General features: G+C 70.7%; 20 protein-coding genes, 1 pseudogene and 1 riboswitch. Of the genes and pseudogenes, 8 read left to right on the top strand and 13 right to left on the bottom strand.

Annotated elements, in window-relative coordinates:
* The first annotated feature begins 138 nt into the window (after nt 1–138).
* A complete protein-coding gene (locus Q5762_RS32815; RefSeq protein ID WP_315895933.1) occupies nt 139–309 on the top strand; it encodes a hypothetical protein in 171 nt (56 codons plus the stop codon).
* 380 nt (nt 310–689) lie between these two features.
* On the opposite strand, the gene Q5762_RS32810 is transcribed toward Q5762_RS32815, so the two are convergent.
* Both Q5762_RS32810 and Q5762_RS32805 read right to left on the bottom strand, forming a co-directional pair.
* Nucleotides 690–1,535 (bottom strand): hypothetical protein, encoded by an 846-nt coding sequence (locus Q5762_RS32810; RefSeq protein ID WP_315895932.1) that lies wholly within the window; start codon nt 1,533–1,535, stop codon nt 690–692.
* Nucleotides 1,536–1,880: 345 nt separating this feature from the next.
* On the bottom strand, nt 1,881–2,105 hold the full coding sequence (locus Q5762_RS32805; RefSeq protein WP_315895931.1) for a hypothetical protein: 225 nt from the start codon (nt 2,103–2,105) through the stop codon (nt 1,881–1,883).
* Nucleotides 2,106–2,113: 8 nt separating this feature from the next.
* A riboswitch (cyclic di-AMP (ydaO/yuaA leader) is annotated at nt 2,114–2,282 on the bottom strand.
* A 441-nt stretch (nt 2,283–2,723) separates the two neighbouring features.
* On the opposite strand from Q5762_RS32805, the pseudogene Q5762_RS40085 reads away from it, so the two are divergent.
* Nucleotides 2,724–2,819, top strand: a pseudogene (locus Q5762_RS40085) (hypothetical protein); the annotation flags it as partial.
* A gap of 1,156 nt (nt 2,820–3,975) precedes the next feature.
* Here Q5762_RS40085 and Q5762_RS32800 read toward each other — a convergent pair.
* The 4 genes from Q5762_RS32800 to Q5762_RS32785 all read right to left on the bottom strand — a co-directional run bounded on the left by Q5762_RS32800 (nt 3,976) and on the right by Q5762_RS32785 (nt 9,803).
* Complete coding sequence (locus Q5762_RS32800) at nt 3,976–4,875, bottom strand: DNA-formamidopyrimidine glycosylase family protein (protein WP_315895930.1); 900 nt, start codon at nt 4,873–4,875, stop codon at nt 3,976–3,978.
* A 37-nt stretch (nt 4,876–4,912) separates the two neighbouring features.
* Nucleotides 4,913–6,301, bottom strand: a complete 1,389-nt coding sequence (locus Q5762_RS32795; RefSeq protein ID WP_315895929.1) for a wax ester/triacylglycerol synthase family O-acyltransferase — start codon at nt 6,299–6,301, stop codon at nt 4,913–4,915.
* Between the two features lie 73 nt (nt 6,302–6,374).
* Nucleotides 6,375–8,480, bottom strand: coding sequence for a SpoIIE family protein phosphatase (locus Q5762_RS32790; RefSeq protein WP_399495318.1), 2,106 nt, complete (start codon nt 8,478–8,480; stop codon nt 6,375–6,377).
* Between the two features lie 60 nt (nt 8,481–8,540).
* Nucleotides 8,541–9,803 (bottom strand): DUF6777 domain-containing protein, encoded by a 1,263-nt coding sequence (locus tag Q5762_RS32785; RefSeq protein ID WP_315895928.1) that lies wholly within the window; start codon nt 9,801–9,803, stop codon nt 8,541–8,543.
* Nucleotides 9,804–9,998: 195 nt separating this feature from the next.
* Here Q5762_RS32785 and Q5762_RS32780 point away from each other — a divergent pair, with 195 nt between their 5' ends.
* The 4 genes from Q5762_RS32780 (at nt 9,999) to Q5762_RS32765 (ending at nt 13,119) form a co-directional block, all read left to right on the top strand.
* Nucleotides 9,999–10,886: a YndJ family protein gene (locus Q5762_RS32780; protein WP_315895927.1), complete on the top strand. Its 888-nt coding sequence runs from the start codon at nt 9,999–10,001 to the stop codon at nt 10,884–10,886.
* A complete protein-coding gene (locus Q5762_RS32775; RefSeq protein WP_315895926.1) occupies nt 10,874–11,419 on the top strand; it encodes a DUF1990 domain-containing protein in 546 nt (181 codons plus the stop codon). Before Q5762_RS32780 ends, Q5762_RS32775 begins: the two co-directional genes overlap by 13 nt.
* A gap of 71 nt (nt 11,420–11,490) precedes the next feature.
* Entirely contained in the window at nt 11,491–11,661 is a 171-nt protein-coding gene (locus Q5762_RS32770) for a hypothetical protein (RefSeq protein WP_315895937.1), read from the top strand.
* Nucleotides 11,662–11,694: 33 nt separating this feature from the next.
* Nucleotides 11,695–13,119: a lipase maturation factor family protein gene (locus Q5762_RS32765; RefSeq protein WP_315895925.1), complete on the top strand. Its 1,425-nt coding sequence runs from the start codon at nt 11,695–11,697 to the stop codon at nt 13,117–13,119.
* A gap of 164 nt (nt 13,120–13,283) precedes the next feature.
* On the opposite strand, the gene Q5762_RS32760 is transcribed toward Q5762_RS32765, so the two are convergent.
* The 3 genes from Q5762_RS32760 to Q5762_RS32750 all read right to left on the bottom strand — a co-directional run bounded on the left by Q5762_RS32760 (nt 13,284) and on the right by Q5762_RS32750 (nt 15,981).
* Nucleotides 13,284–13,454 (bottom strand): hypothetical protein, encoded by a 171-nt coding sequence (locus Q5762_RS32760; RefSeq protein ID WP_315895924.1) that lies wholly within the window; start codon nt 13,452–13,454, stop codon nt 13,284–13,286.
* A 256-nt stretch (nt 13,455–13,710) separates the two neighbouring features.
* Nucleotides 13,711–15,186, bottom strand: a complete 1,476-nt coding sequence (locus tag Q5762_RS32755) for an SDR family NAD(P)-dependent oxidoreductase (RefSeq protein ID WP_315895923.1) — start codon at nt 15,184–15,186, stop codon at nt 13,711–13,713.
* Nucleotides 15,187–15,291: 105 nt separating this feature from the next.
* Nucleotides 15,292–15,981: a (2Fe-2S)-binding protein gene (locus Q5762_RS32750; RefSeq protein ID WP_315895922.1), complete on the bottom strand. Its 690-nt coding sequence runs from the start codon at nt 15,979–15,981 to the stop codon at nt 15,292–15,294.
* Between the two features lie 237 nt (nt 15,982–16,218).
* Here Q5762_RS32750 and Q5762_RS32745 point away from each other — a divergent pair, with 237 nt between their 5' ends.
* On the top strand, nt 16,219–16,935 hold the full coding sequence (locus Q5762_RS32745; protein WP_315895921.1) for a carbonic anhydrase: 717 nt from the start codon (nt 16,219–16,221) through the stop codon (nt 16,933–16,935).
* A 116-nt stretch (nt 16,936–17,051) separates the two neighbouring features.
* Complete coding sequence (locus Q5762_RS32740; protein WP_315895920.1) at nt 17,052–18,092, top strand: DMT family transporter; 1,041 nt, start codon at nt 17,052–17,054, stop codon at nt 18,090–18,092.
* Here the strand turns inward: Q5762_RS32740 and Q5762_RS32735 are convergent.
* From Q5762_RS32735 to panD, 4 genes are all read right to left on the bottom strand, one after another.
* Nucleotides 17,973–19,298 carry a transglycosylase family protein gene (locus tag Q5762_RS32735; protein ID WP_315895919.1) on the bottom strand — a complete coding sequence of 442 codons (1,326 nt, stop codon included), beginning with the start codon at nt 19,296–19,298 and terminating at the stop codon, nt 17,973–17,975. The genes Q5762_RS32740 and Q5762_RS32735 overlap by 120 nt on opposite strands.
* 372 nt (nt 19,299–19,670) lie before the next feature.
* On the bottom strand, nt 19,671–20,312 hold the full coding sequence (locus Q5762_RS32730) for an arylsulfatase (protein ID WP_315895935.1): 642 nt from the start codon (nt 20,310–20,312) through the stop codon (nt 19,671–19,673).
* The gene (locus tag Q5762_RS32725; protein ID WP_315895918.1) at nt 20,309–20,656 is read right to left on the bottom strand and encodes a GNAT family N-acetyltransferase; all 348 of its coding nucleotides are present in this window, start codon (nt 20,654–20,656) and stop codon (nt 20,309–20,311) included. Before Q5762_RS32725 ends, Q5762_RS32730 begins: the two co-directional genes overlap by 4 nt.
* 27 nt (nt 20,657–20,683) lie before the next feature.
* Nucleotides 20,684–21,109 carry an aspartate 1-decarboxylase gene (panD, locus tag Q5762_RS32720; RefSeq protein ID WP_315895917.1) on the bottom strand — a complete coding sequence of 142 codons (426 nt, stop codon included), beginning with the start codon at nt 21,107–21,109 and terminating at the stop codon, nt 20,684–20,686.
* Nucleotides 21,110–21,720: the final 611 nt, after the last annotated feature.

Genomic DNA, 21,720 nt, shown 5'->3' with positions numbered 1-21,720 from the left:
CCGACTCGTCGCGACCAACGTGAAGAAACTCGTCAATAACAACTCGAACTGACATGAACAGGATCACGAGACACTAGCAAGGTAGAGCAGTATTCGCTGGAGTACCTCCGAAGCCTACGTAGCAGCGCGCCAGACGAGATGCTGAGATTATGGCGTGAAGGACATTTTGACGAGGCCATTGCGGACGAAGGCGCCAGCAAGGCTGCCAACAAGAAGTACCGCAACAACGTAGGAACCACAGGCGCGAAGACCCGCGAATGGGCCGCCGAGAAAGGCGTCGACATCGACAACGAGAAGCCGAGTTTCTGAATAAGAGCATAAGAGAAGGCCCCACAGGGTCGGAGTAAGGAAACCCTATGGGGCCTTTCTGGCAGAAGAAGTAGCCATGTCAATTTTAGCATTAAAAGGATCACGACCTTGGATGAGAACCTCAGAGCCGGTTACGAGGACGCGGCCATTCTGCCTACCCTGGCCTGTGAGCCGGCTCGGTCACCCCAGGCTCGCGAGAAGGCCGTAGGGCATTAAGTCTGCAGCCTCACTCATAGATAAGCTGGATTCGCCTCGGGCGCTCTGGCTCTCCTCATGGCTCGGCTCCTCGAACCGACCAAGGAGCACATAGAGTCTGCCAGGCTCTCGGGCCAGCCTTAGACTCCGCCAGCATGACGCAGTCACACCAGCAGGGGCCACCCTCATCGGCACGATGATCGACGCCTCCTCCACCATCGGCGGCGCTGCTCCGGCTCCGTCGGGGCGACGTCGTCCTCAGACCGCAGCATGGCGCGGGACACACGGATGAGGGCTTTCGTTTTCTCGGTCACGAGGAGACGTGCCTCGGCGTAATCTGCGGACGCGCGGTCAGGAGCCTGAAAGAAGTGGGACATGAGTGCTTTGATGCGAGCTTCGGAGAGCGCCGGATGGACCGCTCGGAGCGCCGTTCTGGCATCGTTCCCTGCGGAAACCTGGTCCTCAATTGTCGTGCCATCCGCCGCCACTATCGTCCGGTAGGCACTCAGCTCTCTATAAGCCGCCTGCGCGCTCGTATCGCCGTCTATGCACAACCCTCGCAGGAATATTTCCGCATACGCCCCTGGCCCTTGCTCATGAGCAACGCGTGAACACTCCGATATAGCCGCGCTGAGTTCGTCTACCGCTTCGACCACCGGAGCAGTGGCGGTCAGCTCCAGCCCGATCCTCTGCTGCATGAAGGTCAGCGCCACCTCGTTCAGCTCTCTGCTCAGGGCTCCGCTCTCGTCGTCCTCCTCGTACAGCTTGCGTGTTACTGCCAGGGCTCTACGGGTCTGATGAATGAATTCGGAAGTAAAGACCTGCCGGACCGTCCACAGCGCGGCCACCCGCTGAGCCTCGGCGGCTATCTTCGCCGCCTCGCGCGCCGCCGCCGCCTGGTCTCGGCCGCCGCGCGCCTGCATCCACCCCGCAGCCCAACTTCCGAAGAAGGAGCCGGCGATCGCGAGGATCGGCACCACGACTCCGAAGAAGACGGCGTTGCCCTCGAAGAACTTCCTGAACGCATCCACCGGCACATCATGCCGCCCGCCACCGACACAGGAGGCCCCCTTGGCGGCCGAGGCCACCTTCAAGGCTTCGGTGCCTACCGAAGGCCAGGCTTCGCGATCAACCAAACGGTGTCGCTGAAAGCCGGACTCATGCGGCGAAGCGGTGGCTCGCCCGGTTCTGCGCCTTGATCTGCCCCGTCAGCGACGGGGTCATCGTCCACTGGAACCGGTCGTCCCGACGTGTCGCCTCCGAGAGTAGTCCTCCTGCGAGCCCGTCACGCCGTCCGTAGGACGTGAGCCTGGCGCGACCCATTGAGAGGGGCCACAGCCATGGGATGCGCTGTGACCCCTCACTCAGCTAACCGTTCACTCTCGGCCGCTCCAGACGTACATGAGGATGCCGAAGATGATCACGGCGGCGCCACCGCCTGCCTTGCAACCCGTCTCCAAGGCTGTGTAGATGGGCACGTTCGTCAAGACACCCTGAGCGGTCCCCGCGACGAACCCGATGATGATCGACAGCATCACCGCGATCACGGAGTCGTTCTTGCGGTCACGCGTGGACCGGGTGCTGTTCTGCGACGCAGACATGACTGGCCTACAACTTTCATCGCCCGCCTGTGAACGATGACCTGTCGGGTTCGGGCAGGCGAAGGTGCCCGGCCACAGCTGTGGCTTCACCCCGAGGAACGGCCTACTGCCTGAACAGGATGCGCGTCCCGTACTGCTTGGGTCCTCCACTCCTGCCGAACTCCGCGTACTGGAATAGTCGTCCGGGCAGTGGCAGGACTCGGCGTTCCGCTCGGACCGCCCCGCCTTCGGTGGCGGGGGCTTGGTGACACGGATCTTCTTCCACACCATGGGCGAAAACCGAGCTGAAACGGCGTTATGTGAGGCTCCTCACGACTGACCGTTCGGGTGGACAGGTTGCTTTTGTGATCATGCCCTGGACGGCGGGACGGTCCCGGGTGCGGTCCCCATGTGCGCCCTCGGGACGGTAGGACACCCCAGGACACCTGCGAGGACGCCCCGTCGGGGATGCCCCCGGCCGCAACCGTCCCACACCCCCCTTGGGGGTGGGGCGGGACGCCTACCGATCGGTTCGAGTTACGTTCACAGCGGTAGTTGCTTTGGACCGTTCGACGTACCCCCGCTCACGATTGGAGACGTGGCTATTTCATCGACTAGAAACGCGACCAAGCTGAGGTTGCTGACAACCGCGCCACCGACGACGGCACGTCGATCCGACGCCGCCGCCAGTGCCGCCAATGGCCCTCACCCAACCGAACACGCGCCCTCCCCTGATCTTGAGGAAGGCCCCATCACGCCTCATCCCGGCACTCACAGCGGCGGCACACTGGCTTAGCGGCGTCGCGGTCCTTGACGCTCTCCACAGGCACGCGGACACAGCAGCCACGGCATACGACGGTCTCGCCCCTATGGTGCCGCATACGGCCCTCAGAGCCTGCCTGCGCGGGCAGTGCGAGGACCTGCCGTAGCGTCCCGAACTGCTCCCCCAGCTCGCTCTTGCGTCGGCTCATGAGCCACCACCCGCTAAGCGGCGTCTCTTCGCCTCAGCACGGCGCAGCTTGTTGTCGACCCGGCGGCACACCTGGCAGTAGCCGTGGTGCAGCCACTCAGCCGGCGTGTACAGCTCCCTGGGCTTGTACCGGCGACACATCCCGCAGCGCTTCAACCGCCCCCAGCGCTCCGGGGCCGCCTGGTAGCCCACAGGGACACCCCGCCCGTCGAACTCGATGCCCTCGGGTGACACCCCGGCCACAGAGGAATACCGGTAACCCTTACTTGCCATTTCCACTCCCTGAAAATCCAAAAGAGAAAGGGCAACCCCAGCAGGCCAGGAGAACAGATTAAAAGTAAAAGGCCGGGGATTGCCCTAGTGCACAGCTAGCTGCACATTGCAATTATACGGCAAAAATATGGCATTCCGGGTTTAGAAATTTCGCGATTACCCACCCGCCACGGAATCCAGGGAAGTTTAGATCCAAATCACCCCAAAACCCGCAGGGTCCCCCGGGCCCGGCCACACGGGTACCCTCCCGCTCCTCTTGTGAAACAAAGAAAAACCAAAGCGGAAACTTTTCCCGAAACGGAAACTTTCCTTCAATCTTCCAAACAAACACTTTTCCTCCACGGAAACACTTTCCTTTGCGGTAAATGTTTCCACAAACAACAAAAATTGAAATTCAAACCTCAAACTCTTCACTTACCGTTATCGATTACACACGCATCGACATCTCTCCAACCACCTATCCACCCCTACTCCCCCACCCTCGCCACCCACCCTCCCTTCCCTTGCGGAACAAGACAGAGAAATACCTGCCCAACCGACTTTCACCTGTGGAGTCCGTGCGGTACCCCTGCCCTGTGCGGTCTGAGGGTCTTATTCCTGAACGCTCTAAACGACACCAAGAACGAAGATCAGCAGAACAAATTCCACTCACATACCCACACCCCCTACCCCCACCACCACACCAACCCCCCTCGATACCCCTACCCGGTACCTGACAATGATCCCCCGCCAGTTGGGGCAGTACTGGAGCGAGGAATCGTGGAAGGAGACCTCCCGGACGCTGTCCCCGCAGACCGGGCAGGGTTCACCGGTCCGGCCGTGGACGCGCAGACCGCTCTTCTTCTCGGCCTTCAGCTTGCCGGCGGCCACGCCGTGGGAGCGCTCGACGGCCTCGCCCAGGGTGGTGCGCATGGCCTCGTAGAGATGCGCGGTCTCCTCCTCGGTCAGGTTCTGGGTCGGTTTGAAGGGGGACGTCTTCGCCGCGTGGAGGATCTCGTCGCTGTACGCGTTGCCGATGCCGGCGATCAGGCTCTGGTCCCGCAGGGCGCTCTTGATCTGCCGCCTCTCGCCGGCGAGCAGGGCGGCGAAGGCGGCGAGGTCGAAGTCCTCGGCGAGCGGGTCGGGGCCGAGCCGGGCCACCCCGGGCACGTCCTGCGGGCCGCGGACCAGGTGGACGGCGAGGCGTTTGGTGGTACCGGCCTCGGTGAGGTCGAAGCCGTCGCCGCCGGTGAGCGCGGTCCGCAGGGCCAGCGGCCCTTTGCCCGGGCGCGGCGGCCCGGAGGGCAGCGGGTCCTTCCACTGGAGCCAGCCCGCGCGCGCCAGATGGACCAGGAGGTGGAGCCGGCCCGCGGGGCCTTCGGTGGCGATGTCGAGGAACTTGCCGTGCCGGGCGATCCCGGTGACGGTGGCGCCCTCGACGGCGCTCAGCGGCGGGTCGTACGTCTTGAGCACGCTGATCGCGACGGGCAGGGCGCGGGCGATCTCCTTGCCCACCAGATGTTCGTCGAGGAACTCGCGGAGCGCTTCCACCTCGGGGAGTTCGGGCATGGCACCACCCTGCCGCAGCCGCCGCGCGGGCGCGCGCTCAGCCGGCCCCGTCGAGGAGGTCGAGTTCGTCGGCCAGGGCGGCGGCGAGCGCGTCGAGGTCGGGGACGGCCTTGCCGTCGGCGACCAGACCGACGTGGACCCGGCCGCCGTACGGGGACATGGCGACGGCGAGCGACTGGCCGCGGGCGAGCGGGGCCATCGGGAAGAGGGCGCGCAGCGGGGCTCCGCCGAGGGAGAGGGCGGAGCGGGGCAGCGGCACGTTGGTGACCAGGACGTCGAAGAGCAACCGGGCGGCGCCGGAGGCGAGCGGGGCGCCGAAGCGGTGGGCGAGCGGGGGCAGTTGGTCGGCGAGGGCGATGATGGCGCCTGCGCCCCGCAGCGGCCCGTCGGCCTTGTTGCGGTCCATGTCCCGGCGTACGCCGGCCAGCCGGGCGGCGGGGTCGGCCTCGGTGACGGGGAGGGCGAGGAGGTAGGCGGAGAGGCTGTTGCCGGACCCCGCCGGGGCGCCCGGGCGGCGGCGGGAGACCGGGATCAGGGCGCGCGGGTCGGCGCCGGGGAGCGACGCGCCGCGCCCGTCGAGCCAGCGGCGCAGGGCTCCGGCGAGGACGGCGAGCAGCACGTCGTTGGCGGTGCCGCCGGAGCTGCGGCGGACCCGGTGGACGCGGTCCAGGTCGAGGACGGCGGTGGCGACCCGGCGGGTCCCGCTGGAGTCGGCGGCGAGGGCGGCCGTCGCGGGCCCGTCGAGCCGGCCGACCCGGGCGACGGAGACGCCGACGACGGAGGCCCCGACCTCGACGGCCCGGCCCAGGTCGCCGATCCGCTCGCGCGCGGCGCCCATGATCCGGCCGGGGCCGGGCAGCCAGGAGCGCGGCGGTACGGCGCGGGGCCTGCGGCCGCCCGCCGTACCGCCGCCGCCCCCGCTGTCGCCGCCCGCCCGGCGGGTGACGGCGGCGATCTCGTCGAAGATCCCGGCGCCGATGGCGACGGCCCGCATGCCGTCGGCGAGGGCGTGGTGGAGCTTCACGAGGACGCCGAAGGAGCCGTCGTGTGCGCCGGTGAGCAGGTACATCTCCCAGGGCGGCAGGCCGCGTTCGACCGGCCGCTCCATGAGTTCACCGGCCAGCCGGGCGGTCTCGGCGCCGAAGTCGGCGCCCGGCAGCGCGATCTCCCGCACGTGCCGTCCCACGTCGAAGTGCTTGTCCGTGGACCAGGCGGCGCCGCCGACCGGCAGCAGGACGTCACGGACGTGCATCCGCAGCCGGGGGATCGCGGCGGCGCGGCTTCCCAGGAGCTCCAGGACGGTGGACGGGTCGCCACCGGAGGGGAGCGGGCCGAAGTGGGCGAGGGCGCCCAGGTGCAAGGGGTGGCCGGTGGACTCAAGGCGCCAGAAGGCCAGGTCGAGAGGTGCCAGAAGCTCGGTGCTCAAGGGGTCCCCATGTGCTGGAGGGCGGCGGGAGGGTGGCGGGAGACCGCAGTCAATCGCGTACGATCCGTCACGGTCAAGAACGATCCACGTACGCAGAGTTAACAATGAACTCGCACCAGACGCACTTGCCGCTGCCGCGCGGTTCGACGCCCCAGACGTCCGAGATCCGGTCCACCAGCATCAGCCCGCGGCCCGAGACGCCCGCCTCCCCCGCCTCCCGGCGCCGTGGCAGCGCGCTGGAACGGTCCTCCACCTCCACCCGGAGCCGCCGTTCCGGGCCCGCCAGCATCCGCAGGGTGACGATCGCCCCGCCGTCGGTGTGCATCAGCGCGTTGGTGATCAGTTCGTCGGCGACCAGCTCGATCTCGTCGGAGCGCTCGCCCGCGCCCCAGGCCCGTACCGCCGCGCGGATCATGTGCCGCGCCGAGCTGAGCGCCTCGGGGTCGCTCTGCGCGACGTGCTGCTGGAGCCGGCCGCCGGACTGCGGGAAGTACGCCCCCTGCCGCCGCAGCAGCAGGAGCGCCACGTCGTCCTCGCCGCCCCGGTCGTCCACGACGTCGCAGAGCTGGTCGGCGAGCTGCTGGAGTTCGCGCGGCCCGCGCCGTACGAGCGAGGAGAGCCACCGCATCCCCTCGTCGAGATCCACGCCCGGTTTCTCCACGAGCCCGTCGGTGTAGAGCAGCAGGGTCTGCCCCGGGGACAGCTCCAGCGTGGTCGCCGGGTAGTCGAGGCGGTCGAACTCGGCCGAGAGGCCCAACGGCAGACCTCCCTCCACCGGCAGCCGCCGACAGCTTCCGTCGGTGTCCTGGAGGAGCGGGTCGACATGCCCGGCGCGGACCACCTGGAGGACCCCGGTCGTGAGGTCGGCCTCGACGTAGGTGCAGGTGGCGAAGCGTTCGGTGTCCAGCTCGTGCAGGAAGACGGAGGCCCGGGCCATGACCGTCGCGGGGCTGTGCCCCTCGGCGGCGTAGGCGCGCAGCACGATCCGCAGCTGCCCCATCACGGCCGCCGCGTGGGTGTCGTGTCCCTGGACGTCGCCGATGACGGCGCCGACCCGGCCGCCGGGCAGCGGGATGATGTCGTACCAGTCGCCGCCGATGTCCCGGCCGAGGCGGGCGGAGCGGTACCGGACGGCTATCTGGGCGCCGGGCACGTCGGGGATGCGGCGCGGCAGCATCGCCTGCTGGAGCCCCTCGGCGAGGTCGTGCTCCTGCTCGTAGAGCATGGCGCGCTGGAGGCTCTGCGCGATGCTGCTGCCGAGCGCGACCAGCAGATTGCGCTCGTCGGCGCTGAAGCCGTTCTTGTCGCTGTAGAGCAGCCCGAGCGCGCCGATCGGCCTGGCCTGGGCGATCAGGGGCAGGTAGGCCGCCGAGGTGATGCCGAGCCCGCTGATGTGGGGCCAGAGGATCGGGTACGAGGCGGCGAAGTCCTCGGGCGAGTCGATGAACCGGGGTCTGAGGGTCCGGATCACCTCGCCCATCGGGTACGGCTCGTCCACCCGGGTGAATCGCGTACCGGGTACGAAGGCTCCCATCGGGCCCTCGGCGACGAGGTGGATCCGGCCGGACTCCAGGAGCCCCATGACCAGGCTGGTGGCGCCGAAGTACTCGAGGCCGTGCGAGTCCTTGAGGAGGTCGATGACGTCCTGCACGGTCCTCGCGTGGGCGAGGGCGGCCGTGGTGCCCTCCACGACGCTGGTGCGTTCGCGCCTGCCCTCGTCCAGGCCGAGCCGGGCGGCCTGCTCGGTCACCTCCTCGGAGGCGTCCCGGACGATGCCGATGATACGGACGGGGCGGCCGGTCCCGTCGCGCAGGATCTCGCCCTCGGTGTGCGTCCAGCGCGGTGTCCCGTCGCGCAGGCGGACCCGGAAGTACGCGCCGTAGTGGTCGCTGCCGTCCTTGAGCGCGTGGGTGACGAGCGTGTCGAGCTGCCGGCCCTCGTTGGGCATCACGCGGGAGCTGAGGGTGGTGGGGTTGCCGTCGTACTCCTCGGGGGGCATGTCGAAGACCCGGAGGGCGCCCTCGTCCATGGCCATCACTCCGGTGAGCAGGTCCCAGTCGAAGCTGCCCATCCGGAACGCCCGCCCGTAGTCCCGGAGGAAGCAGCACGTCAGACCCGCCGGCCCCGATCCGCAGCGGCAGGGCTCCGTCGCCTCGCCACCCCCACGTCCCGCGCTCATGGGGCCACGCTAGGCGCACGCCCGACGGTGCGCATGGCGAAGATCCCCGGCCCGGGCGTGTCAGCCCTCGAAGGTCTCCGGCTGCTGCGGGGCCGTGTCGGTGGGGAACAGGTCCTCGAAGGAGGGCACGTCCGACTCGGTTTCCGGCTGGGGCTCCGGGAGGGACTCGACCGGGGGTTCGGGGGCGGGCGGGGCGGGCGGCTCGGCCGGGTCGGTCGGCTCGGTCCAGGTCGGGGTCGGGCAGCCGGGCGGGATCGACGGGCTCGGGGACGTGACGTCCGGGGAGGTCGTGTCGGGTGTGCCGGTCCCGTCCTCCGGGGAGGTGGCCGGAGGCAGCGACGGGCAGTCGGGCGTCGACGGCGGCGGGGAGATGTCGCTCTCCGGGGACGTGGGCGGGGTGGAGCCGCCCGGCGTGGTCGGGCCGCCCGTCGTGGGTGAGCCGTCGGTGACCGAGGGGGACGGCACCGGGGTCGGCGTACCGGTGAGGTCGCACGCGTCCGGCTCGCAGGGCGGGATCACGACCGGGCGGGTGTCCTGCTCGCCGTCCGTGCCGGTCTTCCGCTCGATCCAGGTGTTGTTGACGACGTTCACGATGACCAGGCTGTTGACGACCGTCGTCGTCGGCCTGATGACCACGACGCGGTCGGGGTGGAACCCGCTCCAGGGCCGGCCCTTGTGGGTGGCCCCCTGGACGGCGACCGGTGAGCGCAGCGGGTTCCCGCAGGCACAGCGGACCCGGGGCGCGCCGTACGGGTCGACGAGGACGGCCGTACCGGCCTGGAGGACGGACTGGAACGCGGTGGCGCCGCCGTCGCGGAAGCCGTGGTTGGTGACGCGGGTGTCGACACGCAGGACGACGGGGGTGAGGCCGCGCAGCCAGTCGGGGAGGCCCGCCTCGGGGATACCGGCCGCCTCGGCGAAGGCGCGGGCCTTGGTGCGGTCGCGCGTGAGGAAGGCGACCTGCTGCTCGACGTCGCAGCTGGCGACGGAGCGGGTGCCGCCGTAGAGGCCGGGGGTGGAGCCGGTGATCTCGTTGATGGTGCGCGCCGTGGCCGTCGGCGCGGGGGTGTCGGCCGGATCGGTGCCCGTGGGTGTGGGCGGGGTGGTGGCCTGGGACGTGGAGGCGGTGAACGGGTCGGGGCCCTGGGCGGCGACCGGCTGGAGGAAGACCTCCTGCGCGGCCGCGGCGGTGGTCCGGTCCGCGCCGCTTTCGCCGTTCCCGTCACCGGACGAGCAGCCCGCCAGGAGCAGCGCCGCGGCCAGCGCACTTGCGGCGAGTGCGGTGACGTGGGGCCGTGCCGACCGGCGTGTCGATGAGCGCACGTGGTTCTCCCGCCTCTTTCCACCCCGAGACATTCCTTCATGTCTGTCGCACCGCGCGGCCGCCCGCAAGCGGGGCGGGGCCGAAGGGGCGGGGCCGAAGGGACGAGACCAGGACTTGAACACGTTCAAGGAAGGCCCTACTCTCGGAACCAGCCGGTTTGAACACGTTCAATCAGAGGTCGGGGGTGGGTGCGCGTGTCCGTACTCGTCGGGCTCATCGTGATGCTGGGGATGTTCGTCGTGGTCCCCATCGGCCTGGGCCTGATCGACGGCCCCCGGCCGCGCGCCCTCGGCCCGCTCCGCCGTCTCTGGCCGCTGTTCGCCCTGCCCGGCGCCGTCGCGCTCTGGCTCCCCCGCTCCCCCACCGCCGCCGCGCTCGCCGCCGTGTACGCGCTGGCCACGGTGGCCCTGGCGCTCTGCGCCCCGGCGCGGCTCGCGGCGCGCGCCGGTCGGCCTCCCGGCGAGGAGACCCCGGTCCACCCCCTCGCCCCGTCCGAGATCGCCGTGCTCACCGCGCTCGTGACCCCGTCGGTGGCCGGCCTCGCCCTCGTCGCCGAGCGCGCGGGACACGAACTCCTCGGCTTCGACCTCGGCATCCTGGCCCTGACCGTGCCCCACTTCCACTTCGCGGGCTTCGCCGCCGCGCTGGTGGCCGGCCTGGTCTGCCGTACGTCCGACACTCCCGCCACCCGCTTCGCCGCGCTCAGCGTCCCGCTCGGCACCCTGCTCGTCCTGGCCGGCTACTTCGTGGACGACTGGGCCGAGCTCGCCGGGGCTGTCGTCCTGACCGCCGGGATGTGGGCCGTCGCCCTGCCGACCTGGCGCGATCTGCGGCCCGGCGGTCCTGACCGCGTCACCCGCGCGCTCCTCGCCGTCTCGGCCGTCGTCCTGGTGGCGACGATGCTGCTCGCCCTGAGCTGGGCGCTCGGCGAGGCCACCGGCCTCCCGCACCCGAGCCTGACCTGGATGGCCGCGACCCACGGTCTCGGCAACGCCGTCGGATTCGCGCTCTGCTCGCTGCTCGCCCTGCGTCGCCTGCGGGCGACCGCCCCGACGAAGGAGACCGCACCATGGCCCGCCTGATCCGCGACCTCGCCACTCCGGCCGCCCCGATGTCTCTGAACTACCGCGAGGTCGGCGCCACGGCGCGCGACTTCCTCCCCGGCGGCTACCAGCACCTCCACCACATGGTGCGCGTCGGCCGGGGCCGGGACGCCTTCGAGACCGCCGGGGCCGCCGTCACGACCTGGCGGATGCACCGCGCCTCGGGCGCCCGGGTCCGCAGCGAGGCCGTCCGCGCCGAACCGGGCGTCTTCGTCGAGGTCTCGCTCGGCCTCGGCCCCGTGCGCTTCGCCGCGCCGTGCGAGGTGATCTGGACGGCGTACGAGAAGGACCGGATCGGTTTCGCGTACGGCACGCGCGCGGGGCACCCCGAGAGCGGCGAGGAGTCCTTCGTGGTGGATCTGCACCCCGACGGCACGGTCTGGTTCACGGTCACCGCCTTCAGCCGCCCCGCCGCCTGGTACACCCGCCTCGGGGGCCCGCTCGTCCCGGTCCTCCAGCGCGCCTACGCCCGCCGGCTCGGCCGCACGCTGCGACGCGTCGTCGCGGGATGACGCGTCGTCGCGGGATGACGTGCGGGGTTACGCTCCTTTTATAGGTAAACGTTCCGACCCAGGAGGCGGCCGTGAGCCAGTCCCAGTACGACATGTACAGCACTCCCTCCCAGGCCGAGGGAGAGCGGCTCGAAGAGGACATGGACGCGCTCCAGCGGGACCACCGGCACCCCGCGACCGACCGCACCACCCCGTCCCAGGCGGAAGGCCAGCGCGCCCTGGAAGAGGACGAGATCAGCTGACGCCCGGTCCGGACGGCGTCGACACCGGCAACGATGGACTGGTTCACCGCACCGGACTACTGGCTGAGCCGGATCGTCTTCCAGCGCGGGCTCGCCGGGCTCTACCTCGTGGCGTTCCTCTCGGCCGCTCTCCAGTTCCGGGCCCTGATCGGCGAGCGCGGCATGCTCCCCGTACCGGAGTATCTGCGCCGGGTGGAGCCGCGCCGGGCCCCCAGCCTCTTCCACTGGCGCTACTCGGACCGGCTGTTCGCGGCGGTCGCGTGGAGCGGTGCGGCGCTGGCGCTCGCCCTGGTGGCGGGCGCGGGGGACGCGGTGCCGCTCGCGGTCTCGATGCTGTGCTGGGCGGTGCTCTGGGGGCTGTACCTGTCGATCGTCAACGTCGGGCAGACCTGGTACGGATTCGGCTGGGAGTCGCTGCTCCTTGAGGCCGGATTCCTCGCGGTCTTCCTCGGCAACGACGACATCGCGCCGCCGGTCCTCGTGCTGTGGCTGCTGCGCTGGCTGCTGTTCCGCGTCGAGTTCGGGGCGGGGCTCATCAAGATCCGGGGCGACCGCTGCTGGCGGAACCTGACCTGCCTCTACTTCCACCACGAGACCCAGCCGATGCCCGGCCCGCTGAGCTGGTTCTTCCACCATCTGCCGCGCCCGCTGCACCGCGCCGAGGTGGCGGCCAACCACGTCGTCCAACTCCTCGTCCCGGTCCTCCTGTTCACCCCGCAGCCGGTGGCGACGGTGGCCGCCGGTCTGATGGTGGCGACCCAGCTGTGGCTGGTGCTCTCGGGGAACTTCGCCTGGCTGAACTGGCTGACGATCGTCCTCGCCCTCTCCGCCATCGACGGCTCCCTGCTGGTCGGAGAGCACCCCCAGCCGGACGCGCCGCTCTGGTTCGTGGTCGTGGTCGTCGCCGTGACCGCGCTGATCCTGTTCCGCAGCTACCGCCCGGTCCGCAACCTGCTGTCCCGGAACCAGGCCATGAACCGCTCGTACGACCCGTTCCACCTGGTCAACACGTACGGCGCGTTCGGCACTGTGGGCCGGATCCGGGACGAGATCGTGGTCGAGGGCACCGACGACCCGGTGCCGCACCCGGACACGCTGTGGAAGGAGTACGGCTTCAAGGGCAAGCCCGGCGATCCGCGCCGGCTGCCGCGCCAGTTCGCCCCGTACCATCTGCGGCTCGACTGGCTGATGTGGTTCGCGGCGCTCTCCCCCGCGTACGCCCGCGACTGGTTCGGGCCGTTCGTCGAGCGGCTGCTCGACGGGGACCGGGACACCCTGCGGCTGCTGCGGCACAACCCCTTCCCCGACGCGCCTCCGGCCCTTGTCCGGGCCCGGGTCTACCGCTACCGGTACACGACCTGGCGCGAGCTGCGGGAGACCGGGGCCTGGTGGCATCGCACGCTGGTACGGGAGTACCTGCCGCCGGTCGGTCTGGGGACGCCCACGGCGCGGCGCTGAGGATCCCTGGACGGACCCCCTGGACGGACCCCGGACAGAACCCCGGACAGACCCGTGCCCCCGGGCGCGGGGGCGGCCGGGGGCACGGGTGAAGCGGTACGACTCGGTCGGTACGACTCGGTCGGTACGACTCGGTCGGTACGACTCGGTCGGTACCGGGCAGGTCAGTCGATGCCGGGCAGGATGTGGGGCTCCGCGAGGTCGTCCTCGTAGCCCGCCAGGCGGATCGGGGCCGCGTGCGCCCACACCTCCAGGCTTCCCAGCTCACCGGAGCGGTGGGGCCGCTCCGGACGTTCGTCCGGTCGCTGTTCCTGCTTCGTCAGTTCTGGTGTCACCGCGCACTCCCTTGTGTCGCGTACCTATAAGGACATGGCCGTTCGGTCGCGGTGGCGCCGTTCTCCGGGCGGGACCGCGGCCTTGGTGGCAGGCCAGTCCCCAGGCCGACCGTGAGGGTTTGGTGAAACCCCGGTGGTCGACCGTGGACATCAGACTAACCAAATGAGCGCGCCAGCGCTCTATGGGGCTCAAAAGTGTGACGCGATCGAGTGAATTTCGGACATCCGGGCGGTTTGGCCGGGCGTCCGGGTGTGATTACCAGTTGCCGGGCTTGTAGTCCTTGAGGAAGCAGCCGTACAGGTCCTCGCCCGCCTCGCCGCGTACGACCGGGTCGTAGACGCGGGCGGCGCCGTCGATCAGGTCGAGCGGGGCGTGGAAGCCTTCCTCGGCAAGGCGCAGCTTGTCGAAGTGGGGCCGCTCGTCGGTGATCCAGCCGGTGTCGACCGAGGTCATCAGGATGCCGTCGGTCTGGAACATCTCCTGGGCGCTGGTCCGCGTCACCATGTTCATCGCCGCCTTCGCGGCGTTGGTGTTCGGGTGGCCCGCGCCCTTGTAGCCGCGGCCGAAGACGCCCTCCATCGCGGAGACGTTGACGACGTACGCCCGCCCGCTCGCGGCCTTCTTCGCGGCGTCGGCCATCACCGGGCGCAGCGCGCTGATCAGGATGAACGGCGCCGTGTAGTTGCACAGCTGGGTCTCGAGAAGCTCCACCGGGGAAATCTGCTCGATGGTCTGCACCCAGGTGTTGGTGTCGACCACGTCCGGCACGAGGCCGCCCGCGTCGATGGCGCTGCCGTCACGGTGGCGCTCGACGCTGGCGTTGCCGGCGACCAGGGCGAGGTCGGCGACCTGCTGCGCGTCCAGGCCGCTCACGCCGACGGGCAGCGCGGCGATGCCGTCGACCGCACCGGAGTTGAAGGCGCCGATCACGTGGTGGGCGGGCAGCTCCCCGGCCGGCAGCGGTGCGCTCTCGCCCTCGACCAGCGCGGCGTAGGCGGAGGGCAGCCGGCGCACGGTCTGCGTCGCGTTGTTGATCAGGATGTCCAGCGGACCCTGGGCGCTGACCTGCTCCGACAGGGCGACCGCCTGCGCGGGGTCGCGCAGGTCGATGCCGACGACCTCCAGTCGGTGCATCCAGTCCGCCGAGTCCTCCATCGCCTTGAAGCGGCGGATCGCGTCCTTGGGGAAGCGGGTGGTGATCGTGGTGTGGGCGCCGTCGCGCAGCAGCCGCAGCGCGATGTACATGCCGATCTTGGCCCGGCCGCCGGTGAGCAGCGCGCGCTTGCCGGTGAGGTCGGCGCGGACGTCGCGCTTGCCCCGGTTCAGGGCGGCGCACTCCTGGCAGAGCTGGTGGTAGAAGTAGTCGACCTCGACGTACCGCGTCTTGCAGGTGTAGCAGGACCGGGGGCGCTGGAGTATCCCGGCGATCTGGCCGGCCTCGGTGACGGAGGAGGGCAGCAGGCCCTCGGTCTCGTCGTCGATCCGCTGGGCGGAGCCGGTGGCGGTCGACTCGGTGACCGCCTTGTCGTGCGCGGTCTTCGCGGCCCGGCGGTCCTGGCGGCGACGCTGCTTCACCGTGCGGTAGATGCCGGCGGTGGCGCGCCGGACGGCGATCGCGTCGGGGTGGTCGACGTCGATCTTGTCGAGCTCGTCGAGCACGCTCAGGCAGACGGCCAGGCGATCGGGGTCGATACCCGGCCCGTACCCCTGGGATTCTTCGGTCACCGTCATGGCCTCTGCCGTTCCTCGATCGCTCGTACGCTCGCGCGCGCCCACACATCCAAAAGGTGGATTTTACGGAGCGGGGGGCCGTGTCTCCAAACGCGTGGCCCGTACCTACGCGGGCGCGTGGTCGAAGACACAGTCGCCGCAGAGGCCGCCGCCGGGGCAGCGGTAGTAGAGACAGCAGCTGGTACGGCGGAGGGCCGGGCCACTCTGGACGGTGCGGACCAGGTCGGGGTGGGCGAAGAGCCCGGATACGAGTTCGGCGGCGCGGGCGGCGACCTCGGGCCGGTCCTGCGCGCGGGCCCAGCGGGTGAGCTCGCGCAGCGCCCCGGCGAGGGCCGAACCGGCGTTCCCCCACAGCAGCCGGGGCGAGATCCGCCCGTCGCGGCGGAAGGCCTCGTGCAGCGGGACGAGATGGCCGGTCTGGATCGCCTCGCGCAGGTTCGCCACGGTGGCGGGGCGGGTGGCGCTGCCCGCCCACCACAGGTCGTCGGGCGAGGTCAGCGCACCGTCCCAGTACAACTCCGCCGGATCGAGGGCGGGGAACCGGCCGAAGAGCGCGGCCGGACCGAGTGCGGTCGACCAGAGCCGGGCCGCGAGGCCGAGGTGCGCGATCGAGGCAGCGACGCGCCGCTCGGGGGTACCGAGACGGTCCCCGACGCGGTCGACGCGGGCGGTGAGGGGAGCGGTGTCCCCGGCGTAGAGACGCGCGAGCGGCAGGTGCGTCGCGCCGCTCGTCTCCGGCGGGGCTGTGCGCAGGGCGAAGAAGCCGCCCACCGAACGGCTCTCGACAAGATCCACCGTCACTGCCTCCTGACACGGTCGCCGGGGTACGACGTCGATTCACGGCCATCGGGTGCATGGTTGTCCGGTGCACGGCCGTCGGGTGCATGGTTGCTCGGTGCACCGACTCCCGGCAAAAGCCCGGTCGCGTTCGGGGTCATACATGGTCATCTTCGGGTCATGGATGGTCATCTTCGAGTCGTGCTCGCTCCAAGTGAGGCTCCGCGACCGCCGATCACCGTAACGCTCGACCGCATGACACCTCCCACGAACCCCTTCTCGTCCACCGTTCCCGGCCGTCGCGCGGTGCTCGCTCTGACCGCCGCGGCCGCGACGGCGGCCATCCCGGCCTCCGCCCGGGCCGCCACGCCCCCGGCCCGCCGGTCCCGACCCGAGGGACCGCTCACCGCCGCCGCGGCCCTGGCCGAACTCCGCACCGGGAACGCCCGGTTCGCGGCGCTCCGGCAGATCCACCCGCACGAGGACGCCGCCCGGCGCGCCGCCGTGGCCGTCTCCCAGCACCCGTTCGCGCTCGTCCTCGGCTGTGTCGACTCGCGGGTGCCGCCCGAGCTCGTCTTCGACCAGGGGCTCGGGGACCTGCTGGCGATACGGTCGGCCGGGCAGGCCCTCGACGAGGCGGTGCTCGGCTCGATCCAGTTCGGCGTCGATGAGCTGGGCGTCCCGCTGGTCCTCGTCCTGGGGCACGAGCGCTGCGGTGCCGCGACCGCCGCCGTGGAGTACGTACGGACCGGCAAGCCCGTCGAGGGACACCTCGCCAGGATCGTGGAGGAGCTCGCGCCCGCGGCGCGCGCCGCCCGTGATCTGCCGGGCGACTGGGTGGAGAACACGGTGCGGGCCAATGTGGACCGGATTCGACGGCGACTGGCTCGGGATGAGGCTTTCGACAAGGCCGGGATCGCCGGTGCCCGCTTCGACCTGGATACCGGAAAGGTCGCTTTCCACCCCTCCTGACCTGCGCGGGTGTACATCCCAAGGCGTACGTGACGGTCCCGTACTGCGACGGCAGTACGTCCGAAGGCGTTCCCTGGTACGACGACGTGAACGCCCGGAAGAGAGATCGTTGGAGTATGAGCCCCCTCCTGCTGTCCGTGCTCCTGGCGCTGGTCTCGGCGGTCGCGTACGCGGCCGCGGCGATCGTGCAGGAGCGGGTCGCGGCCTCCGCCGCCGGCCTCACGTACGCACCGCTGCGCAGCCCGGCCTGGTGGGGGTCCGTGCTGCTCAACGGTCTCGGGGCGGCGCTGCACGTGGCCGCGCTCGCCTACGGTCCGCTCAGTCTGGTCCAGCCGCTGGGCGCCCTCACCATCGTCTTCGCCCTCCCCATGGCCGCCCTCTTCGTCGGCCGCCGGGCCGGGCACACGGCCTGGCGCGGCGCGCTCATGGCCACGGTCGGCCTCGCCGGGCTGCTCAGTCTGACCGGCGGCGCCGACACGCAGTCCCTGGCGGACGCGGAACGCTGGCTGCTCGCGGCCGGAACGTTCTGCCTGGTGGGCGTGCTCTTCACCGCCGCGCACGTGGTGGGCCGCTCGGTACTGCGCAGCATCGCCCTGGCGGCAGCGGCGGGCGTGGCGTTCGGGATCGCCTCGGTCTTCACCAAGACGGTGGCGGTGGAGTGGACGTCCAGCGCGCCGCTGGCGCAGTGGCCGAGCCTGCTGGTCCTCTCGGCCCTCGCCGTGACGGGGCTGCTGCTCTCGCAGGCCTCGTACAAGGGCGCGGGCCTCGCGGCCCCGCTGGCCACGGTCACGGTCGTCAACCCGGTGGTGGCCGCGACGGTCGGCCTCACCCTGTTCGGCGAGAGCTTCCGGTACGGGGCGGCCGGCACCGTGGCGGCGCTGATCTGCGGGTCCGTGGCGGCGCTCGGGATCGTCCAGCTCACGGTGGACCGGCTGAAGGGCCCGTCGGACGCGCTGTCGGTGTCAGATGGGGTGGCGTCGGACGGGGTGGCGTCAGAAGCGGCGGAGTCAGGGGCCGCGGAGTCAGGGGCCGCGGAGTCAGATCGACACGCCGCGGGCACGCAGGTACGCGAGGGGATCGACGTCGGAGCCGTACCCGGGACCCGTGCGCATCTCGAAGTGGAGATGCGGCCCCGAACTGTTGCCGGTCGATCCTGAACGGGCGATGCGCTGCCCGCCGTTGACCCGCTGGCCGTCGCGCACGGTGAGCGCGGAGAGGTGCGCGTACTGGCTGTAGCGGCCGTCGTCGTGCCGGATCACGATCTGGTAGCCGTACGCCCCGGCCCAGCCCGCGGAGACGACCCGACCGGGTGCCACCGCTTTCACGGACGTACCGGTGGGGACCGGGAAGTCGACGCCCGTGTGGTAGCCGCTGGACCAGGAGGAACCGGAGACGCGGTAGCGGGTGCCTATGGAGGCGGAGACGGGGGCGGAGAAGCTGTCGGAGCGCGTCTCGGGCTTGGGGGCCGGCTTGGGGGCTGGTTTGGTGGTGGCGGGCTTCGAGACGGGCTTGGTCTTGGTGACGGGCGGCTTGGGGGCCGGGGGCTTGGCAGTGGGGGCCTTGGCGGCCGGCGGCTTGGCTGCCGGCGGCTTGGCGGCCGGCGGCTTGGCGGCCGGCGGCTTGGCGGCCGGCGGCTTGGTCTTCGGCACGGCCTTGCTCGAAGCGCTCTTGCTCGGCTCGGTCTTGCTCGGCTTCGTCGTGCTCGGCTTCGTCGCGCTCGGGGCGGTGATCCGGAGGGTCAGCTTCTGGCCCGGGAGGATCAGGTCGGGGTCGTCGCCGACGACCTTGCGGTTCGCCTCGTACAGGCGCTGCCAGCCGCCCTTCACCCGCTCCTCGCGGGCGATGCGGGAGAGCGAGTCGCCCGGGGTGACCGTGTACATCTCGCGGACCTGGGGGACGGTGGTCGGTGTGGCCCGCGTGGCCGGGGTCTGCGTCGCCACGGGCCGCTGCCGGGGCAGGGAGGCGGGCTTGAGGCCCGTGTTCCCCTGCTGGGCGAGCCCGGCGCGCGGGGAGCAGGTCGGCCAGGCTTCCGGCCCCTGCCCCTTGAGGACCTTCTCGGCGACGGCGATCTGCTGGTCCTTGGAGGCGAGGTCGGCGCGCGGCGCGTAGTGCGTACCGCCGTACCGCTCCCAGGTGGACTGGCTGAACTGGAGCCCGCCGAAGTAGCCGTTGCCGGTGTTGATGCTCCAGTTGGAGGAAGACTCGCAGGCCGCGACCTTCTCCCAGACATCGAGCGAGGCTGCCTGGGCCGCACCGGCACCGACCAGCGGGAGCGCGATGCCGGCGCCGCCCGCCGTGACGGTGAGCGAGGCGCGGTTGATCCGGCTCGGCTGGTTCTTGCGGTGTCGTCCCCGTAAGGCCATGGCCCCCCCTTGAGCGCGTGCGCTGAACGCATCAGCAGTCGCCCAAGGTAGGGGAAGGTGACAGGCCGTGACAAGGGTTCAGGGCTCGGTCCAGGCTCGTTCAGCGCCCTGCGGGCCCGGGTTGGGGCTGGGGTTCGGGTTCCGGGAGGGGGGCGGGGCCCGGGGGCTCGGGAACCGGGTTGGGCGGGGGTACGGGAGGCGGTTCGGGCACCGGGGCCGGCGGGTTGGGCGGCGGGCCGGGCGTCGGGATCGGCCCGGGCGGCACCGGGTCGGGGAATGGGTGGGTCATGACGGGTGGGGCCTCTCGTTGGTCGACGGGGCCGTACGGCTCCAGGCTCTCCCGGAGCGTCTGCCCGCGCCCGCCGGGGCCATTCATCCGTGGCCGCGCACCGCGCTCGCGGCGGCGGCGAGGCCGAGGCGGGGGCTGGAGAGGACGGGCAGCGGGGTCGTGGTCCGTTCGGCGGCGTCCGCCATGGACGCCTGCGCGAGGACGACCACCCCGCCGCCGGCGGGGTCGACACGGTCGACGGCCGCTGCGACGGCGTCGAGATAGCCGTCGTGGTCACCGGCGAGGAACGGGGCCCAGGCGCCGTCGACGAGGAGAGTGGTGACGCTCGGGGCCGGGTCCCCGGACTCGTCCCGGAGCAGTTCGAGGGTGGGAGCAAGGGTGGACTCGACGGCGGCGACGACCACGACCTTCCGGGCACGGACGGCCTCGGCAGCCATCGGCCGGTCGACCCGCAGCACGGGCACACCCAGCGCGGCGGCATTCCGTTCGGCGATGCCGCCGATGGTCGAGCAGGTGCAGAGGACGGCGGTCGCGCCGTCCGCGACGGCCTCGGCGAGGACGTCACGGACGGCGTCGGCCACGGCTTCGGGGCCGTCGGCCCGGGCCCGTACCAGCAGTTCCTCGGCGACGAGGTGCTTCAGGTCGAGGCCGGGGTGGTGGCGGTCGCGGAGCCCGTCGAAGACGGGCACGTGGACCGGGGAGGTGTGCAGGAGGGCGAGGGTCACCACAGCTCGGGGGTGGCCTTGAGCTGGAGCTTGGCCGCGCGGACGACGCCCTCGGGCGGGACGGGGGCCTCGTCGGGGTGCTTCTCGGCCCATGCGGCTGCGTACGGGCAGAGTGGCACGACGGGGACGCCCGCGCGGGCGGCGATGGCGTAGAACTCCCGTACGAGGGACCCGGCGATGCCCTTGCCCTCGTCGCCCTCCTCGACGACGGTGTGCACGGCCACGAGGGCGTGGGGCTCGGCGTCCAGGACGAAGTAGACGACGACACCGACGTACCGGCCGTCCTCGAACGCCTCCAGGCGCCCCTTCTCCCGATCGTCGCGGATCTCCAGCTCGACTGCCATGCGGAACCTCTCCCTCGCTACGGTCGGTCAGGCGTGCGCGGCCACGGCGTGCGGGCTGCGCAGGGTGTCGCCGCCGGGCACGGGCGCGGAGGCGTCGTCCCCGAGCTCGATGATCCGGTTGTCCGCGTCGACGTGCACCACCCGCGGCACGAGCGCACGGGCCTCGGCGTCCTCGACCTGGGCGTAACTGATGAGGATCACCAGATCCCCGGGATGGACGAGATGCGCGGCGGCCCCGTTGATCCCGATGACACCGGACCCGCGCTCCCCCTCGATGACGTACGTCTCGAGCCGGGCACCGTTGTCGATGTCGACGATGTGCACAAGCTCCCCGGGCAGCAGATCGGCCGCCTCCATGAGCTCGCCGTCGACGGTCACGGACCCGACGTAGTGCAGATCGGCCTGGGTGACGGTGGCACGGTGGATCTTGGACTTGAACATGGTACGCATCATCGAGGTACTCCTGGACATAGGCTCCCTGCCTGCGTTTTCGCAGGTCAAGGGCGGTTTCCCTACCCTACAACGAGTCGCATGTTCGGGCAGCATTCCCCAGGTTTTTCAGGACTCATGCTGACCACTTGCTGACTTTCCTGACGCATCGTCAGGCGATTGCAGGGGAGCTTCGCCCGCCCTCCTGGACCCCACCGCGACGACTACACAAGCCTACGCAGCACCCTCCGAAGGGTGTCCGTGATCACCGTCACTCTGGCGGTCTGGGTGGCGGTCAGGAGCGAGGGCGGTCGACCTGAAGCCGGGCTGCGCACCGCCATGGATCAGCCGGCCCAGGCCCCTCCATCCCGCCTCAAAGGAGGAGGCACCCATGGTTCAACAGAAATCCGAGGGGCCGAAACGGCGCGGCAACATAGCCGCAGATCGCCGGTTAGTCAAACCGGCGATCCTCATGACCATGGCTACAGCTCGTCCGGTGACTCTTGGCGGTGGCACAGGGCGGGCGTCAAGGATGTTTGGCCTCCGGTCCGGGCTGATCGCATCACCGGCAAGGACGAGGGTGAGAACCTCTCAGGGCCGTCGGCCGCCTCGTCCTCGCTCCCGATGTCGCACAG

The sequence above is a fragment of the Streptomyces sp. P9(2023) genome (assembly GCF_032436795.1).
Taxonomy (GTDB): domain Bacteria; phylum Actinomycetota; class Actinomycetes; order Streptomycetales; family Streptomycetaceae; genus Streptomyces.
This window is presented reverse-complemented; position numbering and strand designations above follow the sequence as displayed.

Coding starts and splice junctions, on each gene's coding strand:
- Q5762_RS32725 (WP_315895918.1), bottom strand. CDS start 20,656: ATGGCAGTCGAGCTGGAGATCCGCGACGATCGGGAGAAGGGGCGCCTG.
- Q5762_RS32805 (WP_315895931.1), bottom strand. CDS start 2,105: ATGTCTGCGTCGCAGAACAGCACCCGGTCCACGCGTGACCGCAAGAAC.
- Q5762_RS32775 (WP_315895926.1), top strand. CDS start 10,874: ATGGCCCGCCTGATCCGCGACCTCGCCACTCCGGCCGCCCCGATGTCT.
- Q5762_RS32755 (WP_315895923.1), bottom strand. CDS start 15,186: ATGACGGTGACCGAAGAATCCCAGGGGTACGGGCCGGGTATCGACCCC.
- Q5762_RS32745 (WP_315895921.1), top strand. CDS start 16,219: ATGACACCTCCCACGAACCCCTTCTCGTCCACCGTTCCCGGCCGTCGC.
- Q5762_RS32790 (WP_399495318.1), bottom strand. CDS start 8,480: ATGAGCGCGGGACGTGGGGGTGGCGAGGCGACGGAGCCCTGCCGCTGC.
- Q5762_RS32740 (WP_315895920.1), top strand. CDS start 17,052: ATGAGCCCCCTCCTGCTGTCCGTGCTCCTGGCGCTGGTCTCGGCGGTC.
- Q5762_RS32735 (WP_315895919.1), bottom strand. CDS start 19,298: ATGGCCTTACGGGGACGACACCGCAAGAACCAGCCGAGCCGGATCAAC.
- panD (WP_315895917.1), bottom strand. CDS start 21,109: ATGATGCGTACCATGTTCAAGTCCAAGATCCACCGTGCCACCGTCACC.
- Q5762_RS32815 (WP_315895933.1), top strand. CDS start 139: ATGCTGAGATTATGGCGTGAAGGACATTTTGACGAGGCCATTGCGGAC.
- Q5762_RS32765 (WP_315895925.1), top strand. CDS start 11,695: ATGGACTGGTTCACCGCACCGGACTACTGGCTGAGCCGGATCGTCTTC.
- Q5762_RS32800 (WP_315895930.1), bottom strand. CDS start 4,875: ATGCCCGAACTCCCCGAGGTGGAAGCGCTCCGCGAGTTCCTCGACGAA.